Here is a 22,337-nt window from a genome sequence, read left to right as displayed (position 1 = left end):
TTATTTTATCCTCATAAAAAATGTGAAAAAACAACGATTTGTCAGATAATCTGGTGGTTATTGCTCTTCTTTAAAATAACTTACGAACCTCTTTCTTCAATTCGGCCAGTGCGATAGCGACCGGCTGATCCTCCTGCTCCATATACATTTGAAAGATTTTATTGCTAAGCGAAATAGCCGGCTCGTCTTTTTTTACTTCATCAGCTGCTTTGTTGATGAGCATGATTAATGATTCTTTAGCTCCTCTTAATGCTTCCCACGCCGGAACTGACACGTATATCTGTTGCGAAAGGTTATGTTCGTATTCCTGCCGGATTTGCTTAAGCAATTCGTAATGAAACCGGGCCGCCGAAATATCCGACAACGTGCGGGTTAAAAGCGATTGGGGGGAAATACGCTCGAGAAACATCGTTAGCCTTTCATAGGCCTGCAACCGGATGGGTGTTACTTGTCCCTGATTTTCGATCCTGAATTCGAATTCTCTTTGCCGCCGATTGTTTTCGAGCATATCGCGAAACAAAAAGTAAGCGGTTAAGAATACAACCAGGGCGGGTAAGGTAATTTTCAAGATTTCATAAAAACTATTGATATTGCCATCCATTTGAGAAAAATTTTAAATTTTTACCGACAAAAACTGTTAATCTGTTAAAATATGATGAACTTTTTTGTCAATTGTCCATTTAATAGGGCCGGGGTCCAATAAAAATTTCTACTTTGCCCTCGGAAACTATAACAATTATAAAGAAATTTACCGAAAATTCACCGGAACATAGTTTGGCCGGTAATTCAACAAATTTTCTGATTCAGACTATTATGGAAAAAGTTGCCGACAGGATTGCACGTCTATCTGTTTCACAAACCTTGGCCATGGCCCAAAAAAGCCGTGAATTAAAGGAACAGGGAATTGACGTAATTAGTTTGGGAGTGGGTGAGCCCGATTTCGACACACCCGAATTCATCAAGGAAGCTGCCAAGAAAGCAGTCGATGAAAATTTTTCACACTATTCCCCGGTTCCCGGATACCCGGTATTGCGGAATGCCATCGTCAATAAATTGAAACGCGACAACGATCTGGATTATACCCCCGGCCAAATAGTGGTTTCCAACGGCGCCAAGCATTCACTGGCCAATGTGTTGCAGGTGGTGGTTGAAGAAGGTGACGAGGTCGTTGTACCGGCCCCTTATTGGGTGACTTATGTTGAACTGGTAAAGCTTTCGGGAGGTAAAAACGTCGTGATTGAAACTTCGGTTGATTCCGATTTCAAAATTACGCCGGCTCAACTCGAAGCAGCTATTACACCTAAGACACGAGCCTTTCTGTTCAGTAGCCCCAGCAACCCTACCGGGAAATTGTATACCCGCGAGGAGCTGAAGGCTTTTGCAGGCATCTTTGCCAAACATCCCAATATCATCGTCATTTCCGATGAAATTTACGAGTATATCACTTACGGTGTGAAACACGAATCTATCGGCCAGTTTGACGCCATCAAGGATCAGGTCGTCGTGGTAAACGGTGTATCGAAAGCATATGCCATGACCGGATACCGGATTGGTTACATTGCCGCTCCGACCTGGATTGCGAAGGGATGCAACAAATTGCAGGGACAGTATACATCAGGGGCGAACTCGGTAGCTCAGGTTGCTTCGGCCGCGGCCATTAACTCGGATAATTCCGAAGTATTCAAAATGGTTGCCCAGTTCGAGAAACGTCGCGACATGGTGATGGAGCTGATGGCGGAAATCCCCGGATTGAAAACCAGTAAGCCCGACGGCGCTTTCTATGTGTTTCCCGATGTAACTCATTATTTTGGCAAAAAAGTTGGCGATACTGTGATTGACGATGCCACCGATTTAAGCATGTATTTGCTGAATGAAGCACATGTAGGTGTGGTAACTGGTGCAGCTTTCGGCGATCCAAACTGTTTGCGGGTTTCATACGCAGCTTCGGAAGCGGAGTTACGTGAGGCAATTTCCCGTATCAAGAACGCGCTGAGTAAACTTGTATAAATTTGCTTTATCATTATATGGCAAGAGGAGGGCCGAAAGCCTTCCTCTTTTTTGGGTGTAATTTTTGCAGATTTCGGTTGTAACATTTCATGTTTCGGGTTGTTCGAAATTATCGCCTTCGACGATTTCCTGTCAGCGCCGTAGATCCTGAAACGCTAAACCAATATTTAAATTTAAAAATTTCTCACTTAACCGAATCCTTCATCCGTGCTTCCTGTGTTACCGCCGGTTTTTCACCTCCGCTGCGAATAAAATGATTGTACTGGAAGAATACCGTAATTGCATAGGCTACCGTTAAAATAGCCAATATAGAATACCGTTTGCTTTTTCGCTGTCGCAGAAAAATGGAAAATAATGCCAAAATTCCGGCAATTCCGGCTTGCCATCCTAATGCGATTACCTGAAAATCGACTGGCATATTTCCTTCGGGTAACGGGTGGGGATTCAAATCACCGAAAAGATTAACACCCAGAGCGAAAAGTCCAGTGGTTACAATGGTCAGCCAACCGGCGGTAGATAGTTTTCCTTTCTTTTCCACATAGCCGAAAACTACCAGCCCAATCCCCAGAAAAATGCCCCACTGCGGAATGATGGTATAGAGGTAAAACGGATTGTTACTCATTTGTTGTTTCAATTGATTGTTACCGCGAAAAATAGGGAATTTTCAGCAGTTGAGTCAGCCATTTTAAGTTTTCTTAAACTAATTGCTACGTGATAGGCAGATAACGAAGGATTCGTTATTTTTGCATCTGTTTTTATTTCTTTATGAACCACAAGTTAGAAGTCGATCTGCGGGCTCGCGGACTTATTTTTGATATCGACGGGACGATCTGCGATACAATGCCGGTGCATTATATTGCATGGAGGGACACCGCAAAAGAGTATGGTATTGATTTTACTATTCCGTTGTTTGAATCGGTGACAGGAATGCCGGCAGTGGAGACGTGCCAGTTGTTGAAGGAGAAATTCAACAAGAAATTCGATCCGGAAGAGTTTGCCCGCATCAAGGAGTTGCGTTATGAAGAGAATATTCATAAGGTAAAACCAGTGGAGCCGGTTGTTGAATTGATTCATGAATACCACGGGAAACTACCCATGGCATGTGGTACCGGTGGTTACAGACGGTTGGCATGGATGGCTTTGGAAAAGGCAGGAGTGAAAGAATGCTTTGAGCATTTGGTAGCGGCGGAAGATGTAATGCATCATAAGCCTGATCCTGAAACATTTTTGACTGCTGCCAAACTGATTCAGGTAAATCCAACCGATTGCCAGGTTTTTGAAGACGGAAAACTGGGCTTACAGGCAGCCGAAAGTGCTGGAATGATTGCAACTGATGTTACCAAATACTATGAAGTTACCATTGGCCGTGAAGTATAATCGTTTTTTCTTAGCGATGATGTTGGCGGGAAGCCTGCTGCTCATCGGTTCGTGTAGTACACCCAGAAAGAGAGAACCGAAAGTAAAAGCTACTTCGGTGGTTTTCTACAATGTGGAAAACCTGTTCGATACCATTAATAACCAGGGTGAACGTGATTTTGAGTTCAGCCCTGAATCACCGAAAAAGTGGAATACGGAGCGGTATACCAAGAAAATGAAAGATATTTCACATGTTTTGATGGATGTGGACACGGTTGGTGAACCGGGATTGATCGGATTGGCTGAAATTGAAAATCAGTCGGTGCTGAATGATTTAGTCCGGACCAGGCGAATGGCTCCTGAAAAATATCAGATCATTCACGAAGAGAGTCCCGATTACCGGGGCATTGACGTGGCATTGCTTTATCGCCCCGACATTTTTAAAGAGATAACACATACGGTTATTGGTATTCATTTTAAAGATGATCCGGATTACCATACGCGTGATATTCTTTACGCGAAATTGTTGACTGGTAAACATGACACGCTTCACGTGTTTGTGAATCACTGGCCGTCACGTCTGGGCGGCCTCGAAAAGTCGCAACCCAAACGTGTTTTTGTCGTTTCCGTGCTTCGGGAGCAGGTCGATTCATTACTTGCCATTAATCCCCGGAGCAAGATCATCATAATGGGCGATATGAACGATGAACCGGAAAATAAGAGCCTGTTTGATGTGTTGAAAGTGATTCCGGGTACGGATGGCACGTTGCATAGTCTGCTTTACCAGGCTTCCATGAAGGGAAAAGGGACCTATTATTTCCGTGGCAACTGGAACATGCTTGATAATCTGGTGGTTTCTCACGATTTGCTTACTGCTAAAAGTGGTTGGACAACGGTTCCTGCATCCGGGATGGTTTTTCATGAAAAATGGATGGAATACCATAACAAAAAAGGAGAAACGGCACCTAACCGCACGTATGGCGGACCGAATTATTATGGTGGAATTAGTGACCATTTTCCAGTCTATTTTATCCTGCATCGTTAATTAAATAATACGATTTACAGAGAGTTCCCCCTCCGGCCGGAAGGAGAACTTTTTTGTATATTACTCGTTCGGTTTAAACGAATAACCGTTAGTTATGGAGTTTAAAATTGTCTCAGAATATCAACCTACCGGCGACCAACCGGAAGCAATTAATCAACTGGTTAGGGGATTGAACGATGGAGCGAAGCACCAGACCTTGTTGGGTGTTACGGGGTCGGGAAAGACGTTTACCATGGCCAATGTAATTGAACGGGTTGATCGGCCTACGTTGATTTTGAGCCATAACAAAACATTGGCAGCGCAGTTGTACGGCGAAATGAAACAGTTTTTCCCGGATAACGCGGTGGAGTATTTTGTTTCGTATTACGATTATTATCAGCCGGAAGCGTATCTTCCGGTTACGGATACCTATATTGAAAAGGACTTGTCAATTAATGATGAGATTGAAAAGTTGAGGTTGAGCGCAACTTCCGCCTTACTTTCCGGCCGTCGCGATGTAATTGTTGTTTCTTCGGTTTCGTGCCTGTACGGTATCGGTAACCCGGAAGATTTTCATCAGAATGTATCGACATTGAAAGTTGGTGAAACCGTTAGTCGAAATGCTTTTCTGCGTCAGCTTGTCGATGCGATGTATTCGCGCAACGAGGTGAGTTTTAACAGGGGAACTTTCCGCGTGAAAGGCGATACCGTGGATGTATATCCTGCTTATGCCGATTATGCCTACCGGATTGTTTTCTGGGGCGACGAAATTGAAGAGTTGATTTCGTTCGATCCGGAAACAGGGCAGGGGATTGACGGGCACGATAATATAATAATCTATCCGGCGACCATCTTCGTTACCTCGAAAGAGCGCACGCAATTAGCTATCCGGCAAATTCAGGACGATTTGGTTAAGCAGATTGAGTTTTTCGAAAACGATGGAAAACGGCCGGAAGCGAAGCGGATTGATGACCGGGTGAACTACGATTTGGAGATGATTCGGGAGCTGGGCTACTGTCCGGGTATCGAGAACTATTCCCGCTATTTTGATGGCCGAAAGCCCGGAACGCGGCCGTTCTGTTTGCTGGATTATTTCCCGGATGATTTCCTGATGGTTGTGGACGAGAGTCATGTGACTATCCCGCAAATCAGGGCGATGTACGGTGGCGATCGCGCCCGCAAAGTTAATCTGGTCGAATATGGATTCCGGCTTCCTGCAGCAATGGATAACCGGCCTCTGAAGTTCGAGGAGTTCGAGGATGTTATCAACCAGATTGTTTATGTCAGTGCAACGCCGGCGGAATATGAACTGGAAAAAAGTGAAGGGGTTGTGGTGGAACAAGTCATTCGTCCAACCGGCTTGCTCGATCCGAAAATTGAAGTTCGTCCGAGTACCAACCAAATTGACGATTTGATGGAAGAAATCCATCAGCGTGTGCAGAAGGGCGAACGTGTTTTAGTCACAACCCTGACCAAGCGGATGGCGGAAGAATTGACTACTTATTTCACCCGGATGGATATTCAAACCCGTTATATTCACTCCGATGTGGATACATTGGAGCGTGTGCAGATTATGGAAGATCTCCGGAAGGGAGTTTTCGATGTGTTGGTCGGAATCAACCTCCTTCGCGAGGGATTGGATTTGCCGGAAGTTTCGCTGGTTGCTATTCTGGATGCTGATAAGGAAGGTTTCCTCCGTTCGGAACGTTCCCTGACACAGACGGCCGGCAGGGCTGCCCGAAACCTGAATGGTTTGGTCATTATGTATGCTGATACCATCACGAAATCGATGCAGCGGACCATTGATTCGACTAACCGCCGTCGTGCGAAACAGATGGCTTACAACGAAGAGAACAAAATTACACCACAGCAAATCATTAAAGCAACCCGCGAGGTAATTGGTTACGAATACCGCAAAGAGAAAGAAGCTGCTTCTTCCGCGAAAGCGTATGCCGGTCCGCCACCCGCTGATGTGGCAGCCGATCCGGTTGTGAAATATATGACAGTGGATGCATTGGAGAAAGCCATTGCCAACACGAAAAAAGAGATGGAAAAAGCGGCGAAGGAATTGGATTTCATCGAAGCAGCCCAGCTGCGTGACGAGATGTACCGGCTTCAGGGACTGCTGCAAGAGCGGTCGGGTGAGAAAAGCAGACGGTAGAAATCTTGTATCTTCAGGCTACGAAACTCATAGACATAAAAAAGCCCCGCTCTTTGGCGGGGCTAATCTTATCTGTATAAGATTGTTTTCTTGAATGTGCTTTTGGATAACCTTACCCAAGGTACGTTTTTAACAACTTGCTGCGAGAGGTGTGCCTCAGGCGGCGGATGGCTTTTTCTTTGATCTGGCGAACACGTTCGCGTGTCAAACCGAAGCGCTCTCCGATTTCTTCGAGGGTCATTTCCTGACAACCAATTCCGAAGAACATACGGATGATATCGGCTTCCCTTTCGGTGAGAGTTGCCAGAGAACGGTCTATTTCCCTTGCCAGTGATTCGTCGATAAGTGAGCGGTCGGCGTTGGGTGAATCGTTGTTCACCAAAACGTCGAGCAGGCTGTTGTCTTCACCGTCGACGAACGGAGCATCAACCGATACATGGCGGCCTGAAACACGCAGGGTGTCGGCTACCTTGTCGGCCGGAAGATCGAGCTCTTTTGCCAACTCCTCCGGAGAGGGTTTGCGCTGATGTTCCTGTTCAAATTTCGAGAATGCCTTGTTTATTTTGTTCAGTGAACCGACCTGGTTCAACGGTAAACGGACAATTCTCGACTGTTCAGCCAGAGCCTGAAGAATAGATTGACGGATCCACCACACCGCATACGAGATGAACTTGAAGCCTCGCGTCTCATCGAATTTCTCTGCAGCTTTTATCAATCCCAGGTTACCTTCGTTAATCAAGTCAGGTAGGCTTAAGCCTTGGTTTTGATACTGTTTAGCCACGGAAACAACGAAACGAAGGTTAGCCCGTGTCAGTTTCTCGAGTGCTGCCTGGTCGCCTTTTTTGATACGTTGCGCCAACTCGACTTCTTCCTCAACGGTAATTAGTTCTTCTTTACCAATTTCCTGAAGATACTTGTCGAGCGAAGCACTCTCGCGGTTCGTAATAGATTTTGTAATCTTAAGTTGTCTCATGCTCTCCGATTAAAAGTCCGCAAATTTACGAAACAATGAATTGCTACGCAAATAATAGGTCATCAGAATTATGCGGACTTTGACAATTCAATTTATTGTACTCTAAAAACATAGTAGGCCCATTGTCCATTTGGATAAACTCCTTCGATCAGAACCGGACGGCCTTCTTCTGTTTGGTTGAGTGCGCGTTTTACATCATCAACCGTGGAAACAGGTTTTTTGTTTATCTCGGTGATGATAAATCCTTCTTTTACACCTAAATCTTTTAATTTTCCCCTGGATAACTCATCTACCTGGATTCCACTGTTCAATTGCAAGCGTTGCATATCCTGATCGGAAACGGGGCCAAATTTGGCACCAAGTACTGAGAAGGATTCTTTGAGAATACTTGTGTCTCCTCGTGTATTACGGAGGACTACTTTATATTGTTTCAGTTTCCCATCCCTTTTGATGGTTAAGGTTACCTGGTCGCCCGGACGATGTTTGGCAAGTTGTTCCATCAGTTCAGGATTGGTGTTCACTACTGTATTGTCTATCTTCAGAATAACATCGCCTTCGCGAATTCCGGCTTCTTTTGCGGCGCCATCTTCTGTAACTTTGCCGATATAAATACCTTCAACTTTGTCCAGGTCGTGTTCTTTTGCTACTTGCGAGGTAACTCTCTGAATTGTTACGCCAAGTAATGCACGCTGAACTTCACCATATTCCTTCAGGTCACTGACCACTTTCTCAGCGATGGCTGATGGAACTGCAAAAGAGTAACCTGAATATGAACCGGTACGGGATGCGATGGCTGTGTTGATACCGACCAGTTCTCCGCGCGTATTAACAAGTGCACCTCCGCTGTTCCCCGGATTTACGGCTGCGTCGGTCTGGATGAACGATTCCAGCGGCATTTTTCCGGCATTAATGCCGATGGCACGGCCTTTTGCACTGACAATACCTGCAGTAACTGTTGAAGTAAGATTAAATGGGTTTCCTACAGCCAGAACCCATTCACCTAATTTCAAGGCATCAGAATTTCCCCAGGTAAGGTAAGGAAGATTTTTTGCGTCAATCTTTACGAGGGCTATATCTGTATTGGGATCGCGGCCGATTACTTTCGCATCGTATTTTTTGTCATCGTTGAGGATAACCTGAATGTTCTCCGCACCGTCGACTACATGGTTGTTTGTGACAATGTATCCATCGGAACTGATGATGACACCGGAACCCGATGCCCGGGTGTATTGAGGCTGTTGCTGATATTGTCCTCCGCGGTCGCCGAAAAAGAAATCGAAAAAGGGATTTCCGCTGCCATTACCATAGCCCTGATTTTTTATCATGGTCTGGATATGGGCTACCGCATGTACCGATTTTTCGGCGGCAAATGTTAAATCGGGTACCTGCCCCTGAGGTGCACTGGGAAGACTGGTTAGTTGCACCGATTGCGAAGGTTCCTTAACGGTGACAACTTTTGTTTTGCCAACTGTCGTTGAATAAACAGCTATTGCGATGATTGCTCCTGCAAAAGCAATAAGTAAATTTGTTGTTACTTTCTTAAATTTATTCATACTCTGTATTTTTAGAGATTAACTATATTTCTGCGAATGTTGCCAGCAATTTATATACCATTGCCGGGCAAATTTATTGAAACAAACAATTTAAATGGATGTTGTATCGTCCTGATTAACATATTTTAACTAACTTTTTGAGCTGTTAGAACTTATGAAAACAAAGTTTTACAAATACCAGGGAGCAGGAAACGATTTTGTCATCCTCGATAATCGTGATGGACACTTCGACGGGGACAATGTGGAGCTGGTTGCTTCCATTTGCGACAGAAGGTTTGGCGTCGGAGCTGACGGGCTGATGCTGCTGCAGGTGCATCCGGAGTATGATTTTGTAATGCGCTACTTCAATGCCGATGGACGGGAGGCCAGTATGTGTGGAAACGGAGGGCGGTGCATCGTGGCTTTCGCCCGGAAATTAGGCATTATCCATAATAATACCCGCTTTTTGGCCGTTGATGGTATACACGAAGCGGTCATTGATGATAATGATCTGGTTAACCTGAAAATGCAAAACGTCCCGGAGGTTGAAAGTGGGGGAGATTATTTCTTTTTGAATACCGGCTCTCCTCATTACGTTCGGTTTGCAGATGATGTTGATGCGATTGATGTAGTGAAAGAAGGTAGAAAAATCAGAAATTCAGAACGTTTTGCTGCAGAAGGAACCAATGTCAACTTTGTCCAACTTCGTGACAATGGAATAAAAGTTTATACCTACGAACGTGGTGTAGAGGATGAAACCCTTGCGTGTGGAACTGGAATTACTGCATCGGCTTTATGTGCGGCCCTAAAAACCGGAAAAAAAGAAGGTTCTTTTCCGGTGGAAGCCAAAGGCGGGCAGCTGGAGGTTGCATTCAAACGTACCGGGAATCAATTTGCCGGGATTTGGTTAAAAGGCCCTGCCACTTTTGTTTTTGATGGAACAATCGTAATTGACTAATCCCTTTATATTTAATATTTTTCGATGAAAGAAAAAATGCGGGAACACCTAAACCTTTTTAAGTCGGTATCGATGCCCGGTTTTTTCGGTCGCGCGTTTTTTATTACTTTTTCGGTTACCTTCCTTTTAGTCTTCATCGTTTATAATTTTTCTGAGTGGTATAGTTTCCGGGTAAACAGAGCACTGCGTATTAACCAGATTTTTAATCAGGAAAAGTCAAATCTTGAAACGAAAGTGGATGGTGAAATTGATTATATCACTTATCGTCGGGCGGAATACATTGATAACCTGAAATCATCCCTCTCCCGAAGTGTTGAATCGGCTGCTAATATGGCTACGGCCATGTGGACCAGATACCATAATGTTTATCCGGAGCAAAAAGTAAGGGAAATGATTCTCACCTCGCTCTCGGCATTTATTGGGCCGGGAATGAAGGGGCAACTTTTTGTCAATACACTTGGCGGGAAGAGTGTCATCTTTCCGGGACACGAAATGGATACGGGAAAGAATCTAACGAGTTTTCATGATTCGCTGGGAAATTACGTCGTTAGAAAAGAGTTAAAACTACTTCGAGAGAAGGATAGCGGATTTTTGGAGTATTATGACGCGAACAATCAGCATCTGGATAAAATAGCTTTCGTTAAACGTGTTGATGCTTTGGGATGGTACATCGGACACCGGGTTTACCCGGAGGACTTTGTGGGCGAAATACAGAAAAGCATCGTTCATAAGTTGACTGAACAATGGAAGAACTCGGGTGATGTTATCTTTATCAATAAATTCGATGGAACCCCCATCATCGTGGATGGTTTACCTTACAAGGGGAAGGAGAATTTGTTAACCAATGCTCCTGAAAACAAAATCACAGTATTCCGGCAAGAGCTGAATTTGGTAAAGCAAAATAAGAATGGTGGTTTTTTCCAGTGTAGTTGGTACAACCAGGTACGCAAAACGTCTGACAGTATCATGGTTTTTGTGCATTCGGTTCCTGAATGGCACTGGATTGTCGGAGGTGTCGCTTATATGTCTGATGCCCGAAAACTTGCAGAAAAAGAGGATCAGCAACTAAAGAGTAAGTACTTTAAAACAGTTGTGACCACGTTGGTTGTTTTATGTGTTTTCTCACTCATATTTTTCTTCTTCCTGAATTTTTACTACAAACGGTTTTACGACGATATCAACTGGTTTATCAGTTATTTCCGGCACCCGAAAGGACGTTATATTCAGACCGGGAAAATTCATTTTAAGGAAATTCGCGCTTTAGGCGAATCCGCAAATACAATGATGACGGCCCGATTAAGAATCGAAGATGAACTGATTTTCAATCAACGTGCCCTCAAACATCTGTTTAATGTTGCTCCGGTAGCAATGGTCGTGGTTGTTGACGAAGACCAAATTGAAATGGCTAATCACGCCTTTGAAAAGCTTTTTGAGTTTTCTCAGCAAGAAGTGATTGGTAAATCGTTGAATTCATTGGTTTGTAAAGATGCATCGGATAGGATTTCCCTGAAAGACATTGGAAAGGAAGGTAATCGGGCCGGATTGGAACGTGAACTTATCCGTTATACACGTACAGGCAAGAAGTTGCTTGTTTCCGCCATTTTTACATTGCTAAACAGCCATGAGGGAAAGCATCAAATGCTTCATATTTACCGGAATATTACGGATGAACGCGAGCGGGAGAAACAATTGAAAAACGCATTGCACAAAGCGGAAGAAGCCGATAAACTAAAATCGGCCTTTTTAGCCAATATGTCGCACGAGATACGAACTCCAATGAATGCGATATTTGGGTTCACTGAATTGTTGGGTGATTCGGATATCCCTTCAGATGAACAGCAATTGTATATTACATACATACAGAAGAGCGGTGATACCTTGTTGCATTTAATCGATGATATCATTGATTTTTCGAAAATCGAAGCCGGACAGTTGGCACTGACCAAAGCACCTTTTACGGTGAACGGGGCATTAATTGATTTGATTCGACTCTATCAGAAAATGGTAGCTGACGAAAAGGGTGGAAAAGTAGAGATGCGTTTTCAACCAGGCCTTCCTGGTTCCTTTAAACTGAATTCTGATGTGGTACGCGTTCGACAGATTTTGAGTAACTTATTATCTAACGCATTCAAATTTACTTCAGAAGGGCATATTGTTGTAACGTATGAGGTGAAGGGGAATTACGTGGTATTTAAGGTTGAAGATACCGGTATCGGCATTGCTAAAAAGAATCAGCAACTTATATTTGAACGTTTCCGCCAGGCGGAACCTGCTTATAACCGGAGTTTCGGAGGGGCCGGACTGGGATTATCGATTTGCAAAGGCCTGGTAGAATTACTCGGCGGTGAAATTGGCGTCGAATCAGAATATGGCAAGGGTTCCGTCTTTTATTTTACCATCCCGCTAGACTGATATTTACTATTTTATTTTTCCCCCGGAACGTCAAACCATTTGGTTTTGAGCTCTTCAGGTTGGTAGCTTTTTACATAATTCATGGCATCTTGTGCGTCAGTTGCCACATAATACATCTTCTTGTATTCCTCCCGGGCAAATATTTCATCGTATGAGCGTTGAAACTGTTGTAGCAGTGCGTCATAGAATCCGTTTGTATTGATAAATACAATGGGTTTATTGTGATAATTGAGCTGCTTCAAAGTGATTACCTCAAGAATCTCTTCAAGTGTACCAAATCCGCCCGGAAGAGCAATAAAAGCATCCGATCGTTTCCGCATCAGGTATTTGCGCTCACGCATGCTGGGCGTTACAATCAGTTCGTCGTCGTACTCCGAAGCCAGGTTGCGGTCGTGAATGGATTGCGGAATAATGCCCAGCGAAACGGCTCCTGCCTGTCGTGCGGCATCAGCACAGGTGTGCATCAATCCAACATTCGAACCACCGTATACAATGTTATGGTGGTTGTCACCGATTAAGGTTCCCAGTAACCGGGCTTCCCCGAAATAAACATCAGCAATGGCATTGCTCGAAGAGCAGAAAACACAGATATTCACGGCTCAACAATTTAAAAATGAAACATAAAAAAAGGCTGGCTTTTGCCAGCCTTTAGGCTTATATATCGATATTCGCGTATGTGGCGTTGTCCTCTATAAACTTCTTTCGGGGTGGTACATCGTCTCCCATAAGCATGGAGAAAATGTGGTCGGCTTCGGCAGCGTTTTCAATGGTTACCTGCCGCAATGTCCGTTGTTCGGGATTCATCGTGGTATCCCAAAGCTGCTCGGCATTCATCTCACCCAAACCTTTGTATCGCTGAATATGCAGGTTACTTTCACTTCCACCTCCCCACTCCTCAATCAGGACGATGCGTTGCTGCTCCGTCCAGCAGTAGGTTTCTTTCTTGCCTTTTCGAACCTGATAGAGTGGTGGTGTGGCAATGTAGATGTATCCGGCCTGAATCAAATCTTGCATGTAGCGGAAAAAGAAGGTCATGATAAGTGTTGCGATGTGAGAACCATCGACATCGGCATCGGTCATGATCACAATCTTGTGGTACCGCAATTTTTCAATATTCAGCGCTTTCTGGTCTTCTTCGGTTCCTACCGTGACACCTAAGGCTGTATAGATGTTGCGAATTTCTTCACTTTCGAAAACCTTGTGCGACATGGCTTTTTCCACGTTCAGGATTTTTCCCCTTAAAGGAAGAATTGCCTGGAAACGACGATCACGGCCTTGTTTGGCCGTTCCGCCTGCCGAATCACCCTCGACGAGGAAAACCTCGCATTGTTCGGGGTCTTTTTCCGAGCAGTCAGCCAGTTTTCCCGGTAGGCCGCCTCCCGATAAAACAGTTTTACGCTGAACCAGTTCCCTTGCCTTGCGGGCAGCATGTCGCGCCTGAGCCGCAAGAACGACTTTGTTCACAATGGTTTTGGCATCTTTAGGATGCTCTTCCAGGTAATACGAAAGCATTTCGCTCACCGCCTGATCAACAGAAGCACTAACTTCCGAGTTCCCCAGTTTGGTTTTTGTTTGTCCTTCAAACTGAGGCTCTGCCACTTTTACCGAAACAACAGCAGTCAATCCTTCGCGGAAGTCGTCACCACTAATGTCAAATTTCAGCTTGGCAAGCATTCCGCTGGCTTCCGCATAGTTTTTCAGGGTACGGGTTAACCCGCGACGAAAACCGGTCAGGTGCGTACCTCCTTCAATGGTGTTAATATTGTTGACGTATGCGTGAATGTTCTCGGTGAACGAGGAATTATACGTCATCGCAATTTCTACCGGAACACTGTTTTTCTCTGTTGTAATGTGAATGGTCTCGTCAATCAACCGCTCCCGCGTACCATCCAGGTAATCAACAAATTCGGACAAACCAGCTTCAGAGTAGAATTCTTCTCTTTTAAATTCGCCGTTTTCGTCCCGCTCGCGTTTGTCGAAAATAACCAATCGGATACCGCTGTTCAGGAAAGCCAATTCCCGCAGGCGAGCCGAAAGAATGTCGTATTTATATATCGTTGAAGTGAAGATGGTATCATCGGGGCGAAAGGTAATAATGGTACCGCTTTTATCTGTTTCACCAATAATTTTCGTTTCATTGATGGGGACGCCCCGCTGGTACTCTTGTTCCCAAATTTTTCCATCGCGGTGAATTTCCGCACGAAGGTGCGAAGAGAGCGCGTTTACACACGATACACCAACACCATGCAATCCACCGGAAACTTTGTACGAGTCTTTGTTGAATTTACCCCCGGCGTGGAGAACGGTCATTACCACTTCCAATGCCGATTTATTTTCCTTGGTGTGGCGCTCAGTCGGAATACCACGTCCGTCGTCTTTTACTGAAATGGAGTTATCTTCGTTAATGATAACTTCGATGTTTTTACAGTAGCCGACCAGCGCCTCATCAATGGAGTTGTCAATTACCTCGTACACTAAATGGTGCAATCCTTTGACGTTAACATCACCGATGTACATTGCGGGGCGCTTGCGTACAGCCTCAAGGCCTTCCAGTACCTGAATACTGTCGGCCGAATAATCGGAGTTGTTATTCAATCCGTTATTTTCAAATTCACTCATTCTATGAATTATTTAAATTCTCAATCTCGCCGGAATCTTTCCGATTCCAACCCTAACCTGATTGCCAAAAAAACAAAATTGGTTTGCGGAGAAGGCCTTACACGCTGCCCCTATATCGACAGGTTAAGTACCGCATTTCCAGGTCGTTTTTCATGGAAGGCAAATATAGCAAAATAATCCGGGTTAACCTGATGTTTTGGCCCTAAAAACCGGGTTTTTATCAACAAATCATGGCAGGTTAAGTGTCAGATTATCAGATAAAAATAAACCCCGAAAAAGCTTCGGGACAAAACAGGACTGAAATGTCTTAATATGCTTAAAACGACCAGCTTGCACCGACCATAAATCGCATTCCCTGCGAAGTGTATCCCAACCATCTGTCATAGTGTTGGTTAAATACATTGTCGAGGCGGCTGAAAAGCTTCAAACGATAGGGTAATTCATACTCTGCTCCGAGATTCATATTCACAATCGGATCAAGGGAAACGGTTTCCCGGTAAGGAGAGGGCCTTGCTGAACTCATTGGATTGTATTGATACAGAATAATGGCCTTCCGGTTTCCGGTAATATTCATGTCGATGAAGCCGGTTAGCCGCTGGGTAAACCTTACTCCTGACGAAACCGTCGCGTCGAAGTTGGGCTTGTACGATGCAACATTCAGGCTGTCGAGCGTATAACTGTAATAATTGGCTTTGATTTGCAGGTAGTAATCGCTTCCGCTGAAGTAGGAAACCTCGGCATTCAGATTGAGGATACCGGCATCATCGTATTCCACATCGAAATCGTTCCGGTACAGCCATTCGTTGGTGGCAATGGGATACGTTGGATTGAGTACGGTCGGGTAGGCATTTGTGACAAAGAAATGCATATTGTGTGCCTTGCTGTATTTTACGCCGGCTTTGTAACTGATTTGCGGACTGATTTTTCCTTTGAAACCACCGAAGACGATGTATTTGTAGTCGGTGTTCCGGATATCGTGCCGTGGGTTGGCCCATGGGTTTTCTTTCGCTATCGCGGAATAGTTGTTATTCTGCAAAAATCCGTCGGCTCCGATATACAGCGTCATGATATTTCCCACCGGCTTCAATTCGATGTCGAGTTTGGGATACACTTTAAAAATGGCATTCCGGTCGTCATCTGAAACCGACCAGGTATTCAGTCCGGCACGAATTTTCCATGCATCGCCTCTGAGCAACACGGAGGGATTCAGCTTGAACCAGATACTGTTGCGTTTGAAGGATGCCGGATTGTCGAAATTGTCAATGCCGTCTGTCGAATAATAATCGAGCGACGATTCCAACAAACCATGCAGGTTGCCGAAATCATTGTCAAACCCGGCAATCATTCCGGCGTTATTTTCTGTTTGACGGGTCTTCGTGGTGAAGTTGGAATAATGCAAGCCGGCTTTGTATTGCAACTCACTCCGGGAGTTCTGGCTGCTTTTCAGTCCAACATTGAATCTCCAGTTTTGCATTCGCTGCTTGTCGTTAAAATAACCATAGCCGTTATTCTTAATGTAAGCAGGAATTGAATCCGGGTAACCGTAAAACTTCACCACGTTCCGGTCATAATTCAGGTTAACTGAAAATACCGATTTCCTGAAAAAGTATTTCCCGAAAATCTCCAGGTTGTTGTGGCTGTAAGGCGCATCGACTTTTTCGCCACTGCTATTCAACTTCACCCTTCCGGTTGAAGAAAGATGGCGGTAATGGGCTCCGAACATGGAGTTCTTGCCTTTGGGCTGGTTGAAGAAGAATTCCCCGTAAGGGGTGTTGTAAGTTCCCATTCCTAGTTTCAGATATCCATAACCGTTTTCAGTTGACTCGTGCAGATTGATGGCTGCAGCAGAAACGGGTACGGTTTTAAAGCCGGTTGTTACAGGCTCGCTGTCGATGTGATAGTCGAATTGTGGCCTGAAATGGGTCGTATCGTCAATTTCAGGCATCGGGCTGATTTTGTAGGCATCCGACACACTTGGGCGATAAGCTTTCACCACTTCCACCTGCTTGTTGATGGTCGTATCTTGTTTCTGGGCAAAAATGGTTGCTGCACTTCCCAGCCCAATTGCCGCAGTTAAAAATATGCTGAGTGAAATATTTTGATGTTTCATTATGCTTTTCGGATTATTGGTTGGAACGAATGGAACCGGTTGAGGAAGTTGTAACAGCGTCCTGCTGGCTTTGTGCAGCCGATTGTGCTTTCTGTTTTGCTTCCAAATCTTTCAGATAAAGTTCCGACTCCTTGATGATCCCATCGTCGGGCTCCCCGTAATTTTCGATGATACTCCGGAGGGTGTGTGTTGCCTGAAACAGGTCTCCTTCTTTTTCATACACATGGGCCAGCAGGATGAAACTTTTGGCCAGCCAATATTGGTGCGGCGTATTTTTATCGATGAAATTCATCACCTCATCTTCCGCGGCCTTCAATTGGTTGTGATCGTAATAGTATTGGCACACCTGGTATTTCGCTTCGGCACCCTCGGCCGTTTTGGTGTCCTTCGATAACTTGCGGAACAACGTGTAAGCTTTGGTTGGTTCGTTGAGTGCCTGGTAAGCTTTGGCCGCCTTGTATTCCGCTTCGCGCGAAATTTCTTCCGGTACTTTCTCTGTATTCCGGATTTTCCAGCCCGCTTCAGTCACTGCCTGGTATTTTTTCAATTCGTAGTTACAATGGAGTATTCCGGTTAGAGCAATCAAATTGTTTTTGGAATTGTTGGATTGCTTTTCGAGACGAGTGTACAAGGCAAGCGCTTTCCTGTAGTCTTTTTCCCGGTAGGCAATTTCAGATGCTTTGACCAGCGCCTGCTCAGAGAAGATATTTTCACCACGACTTAGTACGTAGTCGTAATCGGTGGCAGCCTGTTCGAGGTTTTGTTGATTGTAAAATAGTTCGCCACGGTAGAAATGTGCATTGATGGCAAATACTCCGTCCGAAAAGCGGCTGAGATAACTTGTCAACGCATCCATTGCTTGGGGGCTTTGCTTCATGTAAAGGTTTTCAGCCGAAGTATACAGCAGCGAATCTTGTTCTGATTGCGAAGGTGTGGCGGTTTTTCCTAAGCTTTGGGCATACGTGAAATAATCCTCTACCTGGTTCAACTCTACATAATTATTCCGGATACCCGTCAATGCTGCTTTTGCTTCCGGTGTATTCGGATATTTCTCAACGACCTGCTTGTAATACGAAAGCGAGTTGTTGTAATCATTTTCGTTAAAACTTAGGAGTCCCAATTGTAGCAGTGCTTTTGACTGATATGGACTGTTCGGATAATTGACGATCAGATATTTGAAGCTCTTCTTCGCATTGTCATCGTTGTTTGCCCGTTCCCATGCATGACCCGTTTCAAAAATGGCGTCATCGCGGTAGCGCGAATCGGGGAACTGAACCTGCAGTTTATTCAGGTCATTGATTTTTTGCTGTTGCTTATGTAGTAATCCATAGCAAAAAGCCGTTTGAAACAATGCGTAATCTGCATCGTAGGTGTTCATGTGGTACGCTTTCTGATACTGTGCGGTTGCATCCTGGAAATTGCGCTGTACATAAGCACAATCGCCTAACCGGTTATAGGCATCGGCTACCTGCTTCGGATCTTTGTCGTGCGGGAAGGTGAGAAACTTACGGAACCAACTGGCAGCCTGACCGTACTTTTCCTGATCGAAATAGGCATAACCGATGTTGTAGTTCGAAAGTGCATATTCTTTTTTCATCCGGTAAGAACCAGCTGTCGCCTGGAAACGACGGTAATCGAGGATAGCGGCTTCCTTATCGTTCAGGCGGTATTCCGCTTCCCCTTTCCAGTAATAAGCCAGCGCTTTCAGTTCGTCGTTGTATTGATTGTATTGTAATGACTTATTGAATAACCCAATGGCCTGCTTCAGTTTCGTATCGCGGAAAAATTCCAGCGCACGATAGTAGGCTACCCGCTGATACGCTTTTTTGATGGCCGGACTTTTTACTTTGATTTTATCCAGCGAAGCTAACGCATCTTTGTAGTTGCGTGTCGTCATGAACACTTTCACCAGGTAGTCATATGCCACATCGTTACGTTCCGAATTGGGATACAGTGTGATGTACTTATCGAACGCCTTGATGGCTTCGTTAAACGGCGAATAGTCGAGTTCGTAAGTAATTTTGGCATACTGAAACAGTGCATCTTCCTTTATTTTGGGATCGAAACTCATTTCCGACGCATTCGAAAAAGCCATCATCGCTTTTTGCTTTTGATCTTGTTTCAGATAAGCTCCGGCCAAATGGTAATAGGCGTTCTGTGCCACCGCATCTTTGTCACGTGTGGCCCGTTCCAGATCGGATATGGCCTGTTTATCGTCGCCGGTTTTATATTCACAAATCCCGATAACATAGTAATCGTCAGCTGTTGGTTTAGCCGTATTTTTCATGTAATCGCTCAGATACGGAAGCGCCTTGCCGTACTGTTCAGTTTGAAAATAAGAGTTCCCGATGATTTTGGAGATGTCGATTTTACGCTCCGGTGATGCGGCTTGCAGCAACGGAGGCGCCATCTTGATCACCTCATCATATTTTTTCTGCATGAAATAGATCTGTGCCGTGTAAAACGGGACAATCCCTGAATACTGCCGGTCGTCTTTCAGCTTTTGAAATTCCAGCAGTGCCGTTTCATAATTTCCTTCGAGGTAATTAATGTGCGCCCAGTAATAGGCTGCCGCATGGGAAAATTTGCCTCGTTTACTTTTCAAATCGTAGAAATAGGTTTTGGCTTTTTCGTTCTCTCCGTTGTCCAGATAGCAATAACCCAGCTTGAATTTATACTCGTCGCTTTCGGCTTTGGGCAGAAGGTAGGCATCTGTTTTCTCGTAATCCTTTATCGCCTGTCGGTAGCGTTTGTTGGCAAACACCACATTCGCCAGACGAAAATGAGCCATGGAGATCTGCGGAGAGTTGGGATATTTATCGATGAAATCTTCCAACTCCTGTTTTCCGTTTCTGTTTCCCATTTCCAGGGCACAAACAGCTTTATAGTAAACTGCTTCGGCATACATCCCCGATGAGGGCCCGCTTTGTTTGATGATCTTATCAAACTCCTGGTAAGCAGAGCTGAATTTTCGAGTTTGGAAAAGCTCCAGGGCTGTCCGGTAATTTTCGTCAATACCGGTTGGACGGGTTACCGGCTGAGCATAACCCGCCATGGTGACGGCCAATACCAAACAAAGCGTAACGAACGATTTAGATATGAATTTCATGAGATTTTTTTCAGTTCTGATTTTTGCAGGGCGTAATCAGTTTAAACACTGTTTGTTTCGGTTTAATGAAGAGAATCCACACAATTGTTCCGCAAAAAAACTTAGTTTTGTCTGAAGCTGCCTCGTACAAAAATATAATTTTCACTTAAACTTTCGATTACTAGTGGAAGCAATCATTGAACTGAAAGGTGCAGATATTTATCAACGTGAGAATCTCATACTGAAAGATGTTAATTTTCAGGTGGAAAAGGGCGAATTCCTGTATATTATCGGGAAAGTGGGAAGTGGCAAATCCAGCCTTCTGAAAACTTTTTATGTCGAATTGCCTCTGATTGTGGGAGAGGGTGAGGTTGTCGGGTACCAGTTGCAGTCCATAAAACGGAAAAATGTTCCCTTTCTTCGCAGGAAACTGGGAATTGTTTTTCAGGATTTTCAGTTATTGATTGACCGTAGCGTATATAAAAACCTGGAATTTGTGCTGAAGGCAACCGGTTGGAAACAGGAGCGGGCTATTAAGGATCGTATCCGGGAAGTGCTGGAGATTGTCGATATGCCCCATTCGGGCTCAAAAATGCCGCATCAGTTGTCAGGGGGCGAGCAGCAACGCATTGTTATTGCACGGGCTTTACTAAATAATCCGGAAGTTATTCTGGCCGACGAGCCTACCGGAAATCTGGATCCGGAAACTTCGGAAGCGCTTCTGAACGTTTTGAAAGGGATTAATCAGGAAGGAAAAACCGTCATCATTGCTACTCACGACTATCCGTTGATCAGGAAATTCCCGGCAAGGAAATTAGCCTGCGAAGATGGTACTGTTCGGGAAGTAGGCGAAGAAGAGGAAACGATTGATTTCGAATCGTTACTCAGCGACGGGCTGTCCTGATTCTTCGAGGAATGGCGCATAAATGGCCGCCAGTTTTTTCTCTTCGTTTTCCCAACACAATTCCCGTGATGCCAGCGATGCATTCTCTTCCAATATTCTACGGTGTTCTTTTGCCGAGAATAATTCGTTGATTTGTTGGGCTACCGCTTTGGGTGTCCGCTCTTTTAGTATTTCACCCACGTTGTAATTCTCCACCAGACGGCGCATTTCCGGCAAATCGGAAACAAGTACCGGAATGCCGGCGTGGATGTAATCGAAAAGCTTATTGGGCAGCACAAAGTGATAACTTAATCCCAGATCTTCTTCCAGCGAGATTCCTAAATCGGCCTGTGGTGTCAGGAAGTGTAGTTCAGAAAGTGATAATCTTCCGAGGAAGATCACTTCGCCTCCCAGATTTTCCCTGATGACCAGTTCCTGTAGTTCCTCTTTTTTGTCACCGTCGCCGGCCAGCAATAAAATACTTTTGGGGATATACTTCATGGCCTGAACCATCATCTCCAAACCACGTCCCATATTCAATGCTCCCTGGTAAAGAATGATTTGCTGATCGCCGAAATCCATCTGTCGGTCGCCCGGAATATAGGTTACCGGAGAAAATCGGGGCATATTCCGGATAACGGTAAATTCTTTCCGGTAAACGGACGAAAGGCACTCGGAAATGGACTGGCTTACCGTGTACGCGGAATGAACATGGGGCACCGAAAGTTTTTCCAGCCGTCGCCACACGCCTTGTACCCACGGGCGCTTAATCACTTCAGGAACTTCGGTGAAAAGTTCATGACTGTCATAAATTACAGGTAACTTACGCAAACTGGCCGCTACAGTTATTCCCGGAAGGGTATCCAAATCGTTGGCGACCAAAACGTCGTATTTCCCGAAAACGATGTGAAAAAAGAGCCGGATATTGAAAATTGCGTAAAAGAGCGGCCCTTTATTGAAAAGCAAGCGGAACCGACGGGTTTGGTAAGGTCGGGACAAGGACCCGCTTTTCCGGAAGCGTCTTCCCAAAAGTGTAACTTCGAAGCCCATCTTTTGCAAAGATGAGGCGACTTTATGTACACGGTGATCGGTGACGAGATCGTTTGTTACTGCCAGGAGTATTTTTCGCACAGTTGTGAAATTCTAGTTGTAAAGATATGCAGTTACAAAAGGAAACGTAAATATCCCTGCTTCTATTATCTTTGCCTTCAAAA

The 22,337-nt window shown here is 44.8% G+C and carries 16 protein-coding genes; 7 read left to right on the top strand and 9 right to left on the bottom strand.

The genetic code is table 11. The annotated features are described in order from the left end of the window. Positions 1-70: 70 nt before the first annotated feature. Positions 71-601 (bottom strand): hypothetical protein, encoded by a 531-nt coding sequence (locus tag GJU82_RS10325; protein WP_153632070.1) that lies wholly within the window; start codon positions 599-601, stop codon positions 71-73. A 212-nt stretch (positions 602-813) separates the two neighbouring features. Here GJU82_RS10325 and GJU82_RS10320 point away from each other — a divergent pair, with 212 nt between their 5' ends. Then, positions 814-2,007 carry a pyridoxal phosphate-dependent aminotransferase gene (locus GJU82_RS10320; protein ID WP_153632069.1) on the top strand — a complete coding sequence of 398 codons (1,194 nt, stop codon included), beginning with the start codon at positions 814-816 and terminating at the stop codon, positions 2,005-2,007. A gap of 184 nt (positions 2,008-2,191) precedes the next feature. On the opposite strand, the gene GJU82_RS10315 is transcribed toward GJU82_RS10320, so the two are convergent. Further along, positions 2,192-2,629 carry a hypothetical protein gene (locus GJU82_RS10315; RefSeq protein WP_153632068.1) on the bottom strand — a complete coding sequence of 146 codons (438 nt, stop codon included), beginning with the start codon at positions 2,627-2,629 and terminating at the stop codon, positions 2,192-2,194. Positions 2,630-2,772: 143 nt separating this feature from the next. Between GJU82_RS10315 and GJU82_RS10310 the strand changes: the two genes are divergently transcribed. The 3 genes from GJU82_RS10310 to uvrB all read left to right on the top strand — a co-directional run bounded on the left by GJU82_RS10310 (position 2,773) and on the right by uvrB (position 6,548). Continuing rightward, entirely contained in the window at positions 2,773-3,384 is a 612-nt protein-coding gene (locus tag GJU82_RS10310; RefSeq protein WP_153632067.1) for an HAD family phosphatase, read from the top strand. Beyond that, positions 3,356-4,408, top strand: a complete 1,053-nt coding sequence (locus GJU82_RS10305) for a hypothetical protein (RefSeq protein ID WP_153632066.1) — start codon at positions 3,356-3,358, stop codon at positions 4,406-4,408. Before GJU82_RS10310 ends, GJU82_RS10305 begins: the two co-directional genes overlap by 29 nt. A gap of 94 nt (positions 4,409-4,502) precedes the next feature. Further along, positions 4,503-6,548 carry an excinuclease ABC subunit UvrB gene (gene uvrB / locus GJU82_RS10300; RefSeq protein ID WP_153632065.1) on the top strand — a complete coding sequence of 682 codons (2,046 nt, stop codon included), beginning with the start codon at positions 4,503-4,505 and terminating at the stop codon, positions 6,546-6,548. A gap of 112 nt (positions 6,549-6,660) precedes the next feature. On the opposite strand, the gene GJU82_RS10295 is transcribed toward uvrB, so the two are convergent. Further along, positions 6,661-7,521 (bottom strand): RNA polymerase sigma factor RpoD/SigA, encoded by an 861-nt coding sequence (locus tag GJU82_RS10295; protein ID WP_106542986.1) that lies wholly within the window; start codon positions 7,519-7,521, stop codon positions 6,661-6,663. A gap of 92 nt (positions 7,522-7,613) precedes the next feature. Further along, on the bottom strand, positions 7,614-9,074 hold the full coding sequence (locus GJU82_RS10290) for a Do family serine endopeptidase (protein WP_153632064.1): 1,461 nt from the start codon (positions 9,072-9,074) through the stop codon (positions 7,614-7,616). Between the two features lie 154 nt (positions 9,075-9,228). Here GJU82_RS10290 and dapF point away from each other — a divergent pair, with 154 nt between their 5' ends. Together dapF and GJU82_RS10280 are read left to right on the top strand one after the other, a co-directional pair. After that, positions 9,229-10,011, top strand: coding sequence for a diaminopimelate epimerase (gene dapF / locus GJU82_RS10285; RefSeq protein ID WP_153632063.1), 783 nt, complete (start codon positions 9,229-9,231; stop codon positions 10,009-10,011). A 24-nt stretch (positions 10,012-10,035) separates the two neighbouring features. Continuing rightward, a complete protein-coding gene (locus GJU82_RS10280; protein ID WP_153632062.1) occupies positions 10,036-12,423 on the top strand; it encodes a cache domain-containing protein in 2,388 nt (795 codons plus the stop codon). A gap of 11 nt (positions 12,424-12,434) precedes the next feature. On the opposite strand, the gene GJU82_RS10275 is transcribed toward GJU82_RS10280, so the two are convergent. The 4 genes from GJU82_RS10275 to GJU82_RS10260 all read right to left on the bottom strand — a co-directional run bounded on the left by GJU82_RS10275 (position 12,435) and on the right by GJU82_RS10260 (position 20,261). Continuing rightward, entirely contained in the window at positions 12,435-13,019 is a 585-nt protein-coding gene (locus GJU82_RS10275) for a TIGR00730 family Rossman fold protein (protein ID WP_153632061.1), read from the bottom strand. A 58-nt stretch (positions 13,020-13,077) separates the two neighbouring features. Then, positions 13,078-15,042 carry a DNA topoisomerase (ATP-hydrolyzing) subunit B gene (gene gyrB, locus GJU82_RS10270; RefSeq protein WP_153632060.1) on the bottom strand — a complete coding sequence of 655 codons (1,965 nt, stop codon included), beginning with the start codon at positions 15,040-15,042 and terminating at the stop codon, positions 13,078-13,080. Positions 15,043-15,358: 316 nt separating this feature from the next. After that, positions 15,359-17,152, bottom strand: a complete 1,794-nt coding sequence (locus tag GJU82_RS10265) for a TonB-dependent receptor (protein WP_153632059.1) — start codon at positions 17,150-17,152, stop codon at positions 15,359-15,361. A gap of 13 nt (positions 17,153-17,165) precedes the next feature. Further along, a complete protein-coding gene (locus GJU82_RS10260) occupies positions 17,166-20,261 on the bottom strand; it encodes a tetratricopeptide repeat protein (RefSeq protein WP_153632058.1) in 3,096 nt (1,031 codons plus the stop codon). 163 nt (positions 20,262-20,424) lie between these two features. On the opposite strand from GJU82_RS10260, the gene GJU82_RS10255 reads away from it, so the two are divergent. Beyond that, positions 20,425-21,144 carry a cell division ATP-binding protein FtsE gene (locus GJU82_RS10255; protein WP_153632057.1) on the top strand — a complete coding sequence of 240 codons (720 nt, stop codon included), beginning with the start codon at positions 20,425-20,427 and terminating at the stop codon, positions 21,142-21,144. Here the strand turns inward: GJU82_RS10255 and GJU82_RS10250 are convergent. Further along, positions 21,121-22,254 carry a glycosyltransferase gene (locus tag GJU82_RS10250; protein WP_153632056.1) on the bottom strand — a complete coding sequence of 378 codons (1,134 nt, stop codon included), beginning with the start codon at positions 22,252-22,254 and terminating at the stop codon, positions 21,121-21,123. The genes GJU82_RS10255 and GJU82_RS10250 overlap by 24 nt on opposite strands. Between the last annotated feature and the right edge of the window lie 83 nt (positions 22,255-22,337).

The organism is Prolixibacter sp. SD074 (assembly GCF_009617895.1).
Lineage (GTDB): Bacteria > Bacteroidota > Bacteroidia > Bacteroidales > Prolixibacteraceae > Prolixibacter.
The sequence above is the reverse complement of the archived record's forward strand: the minus strand, read 5'-3'. Positions and strand labels throughout refer to the sequence as shown.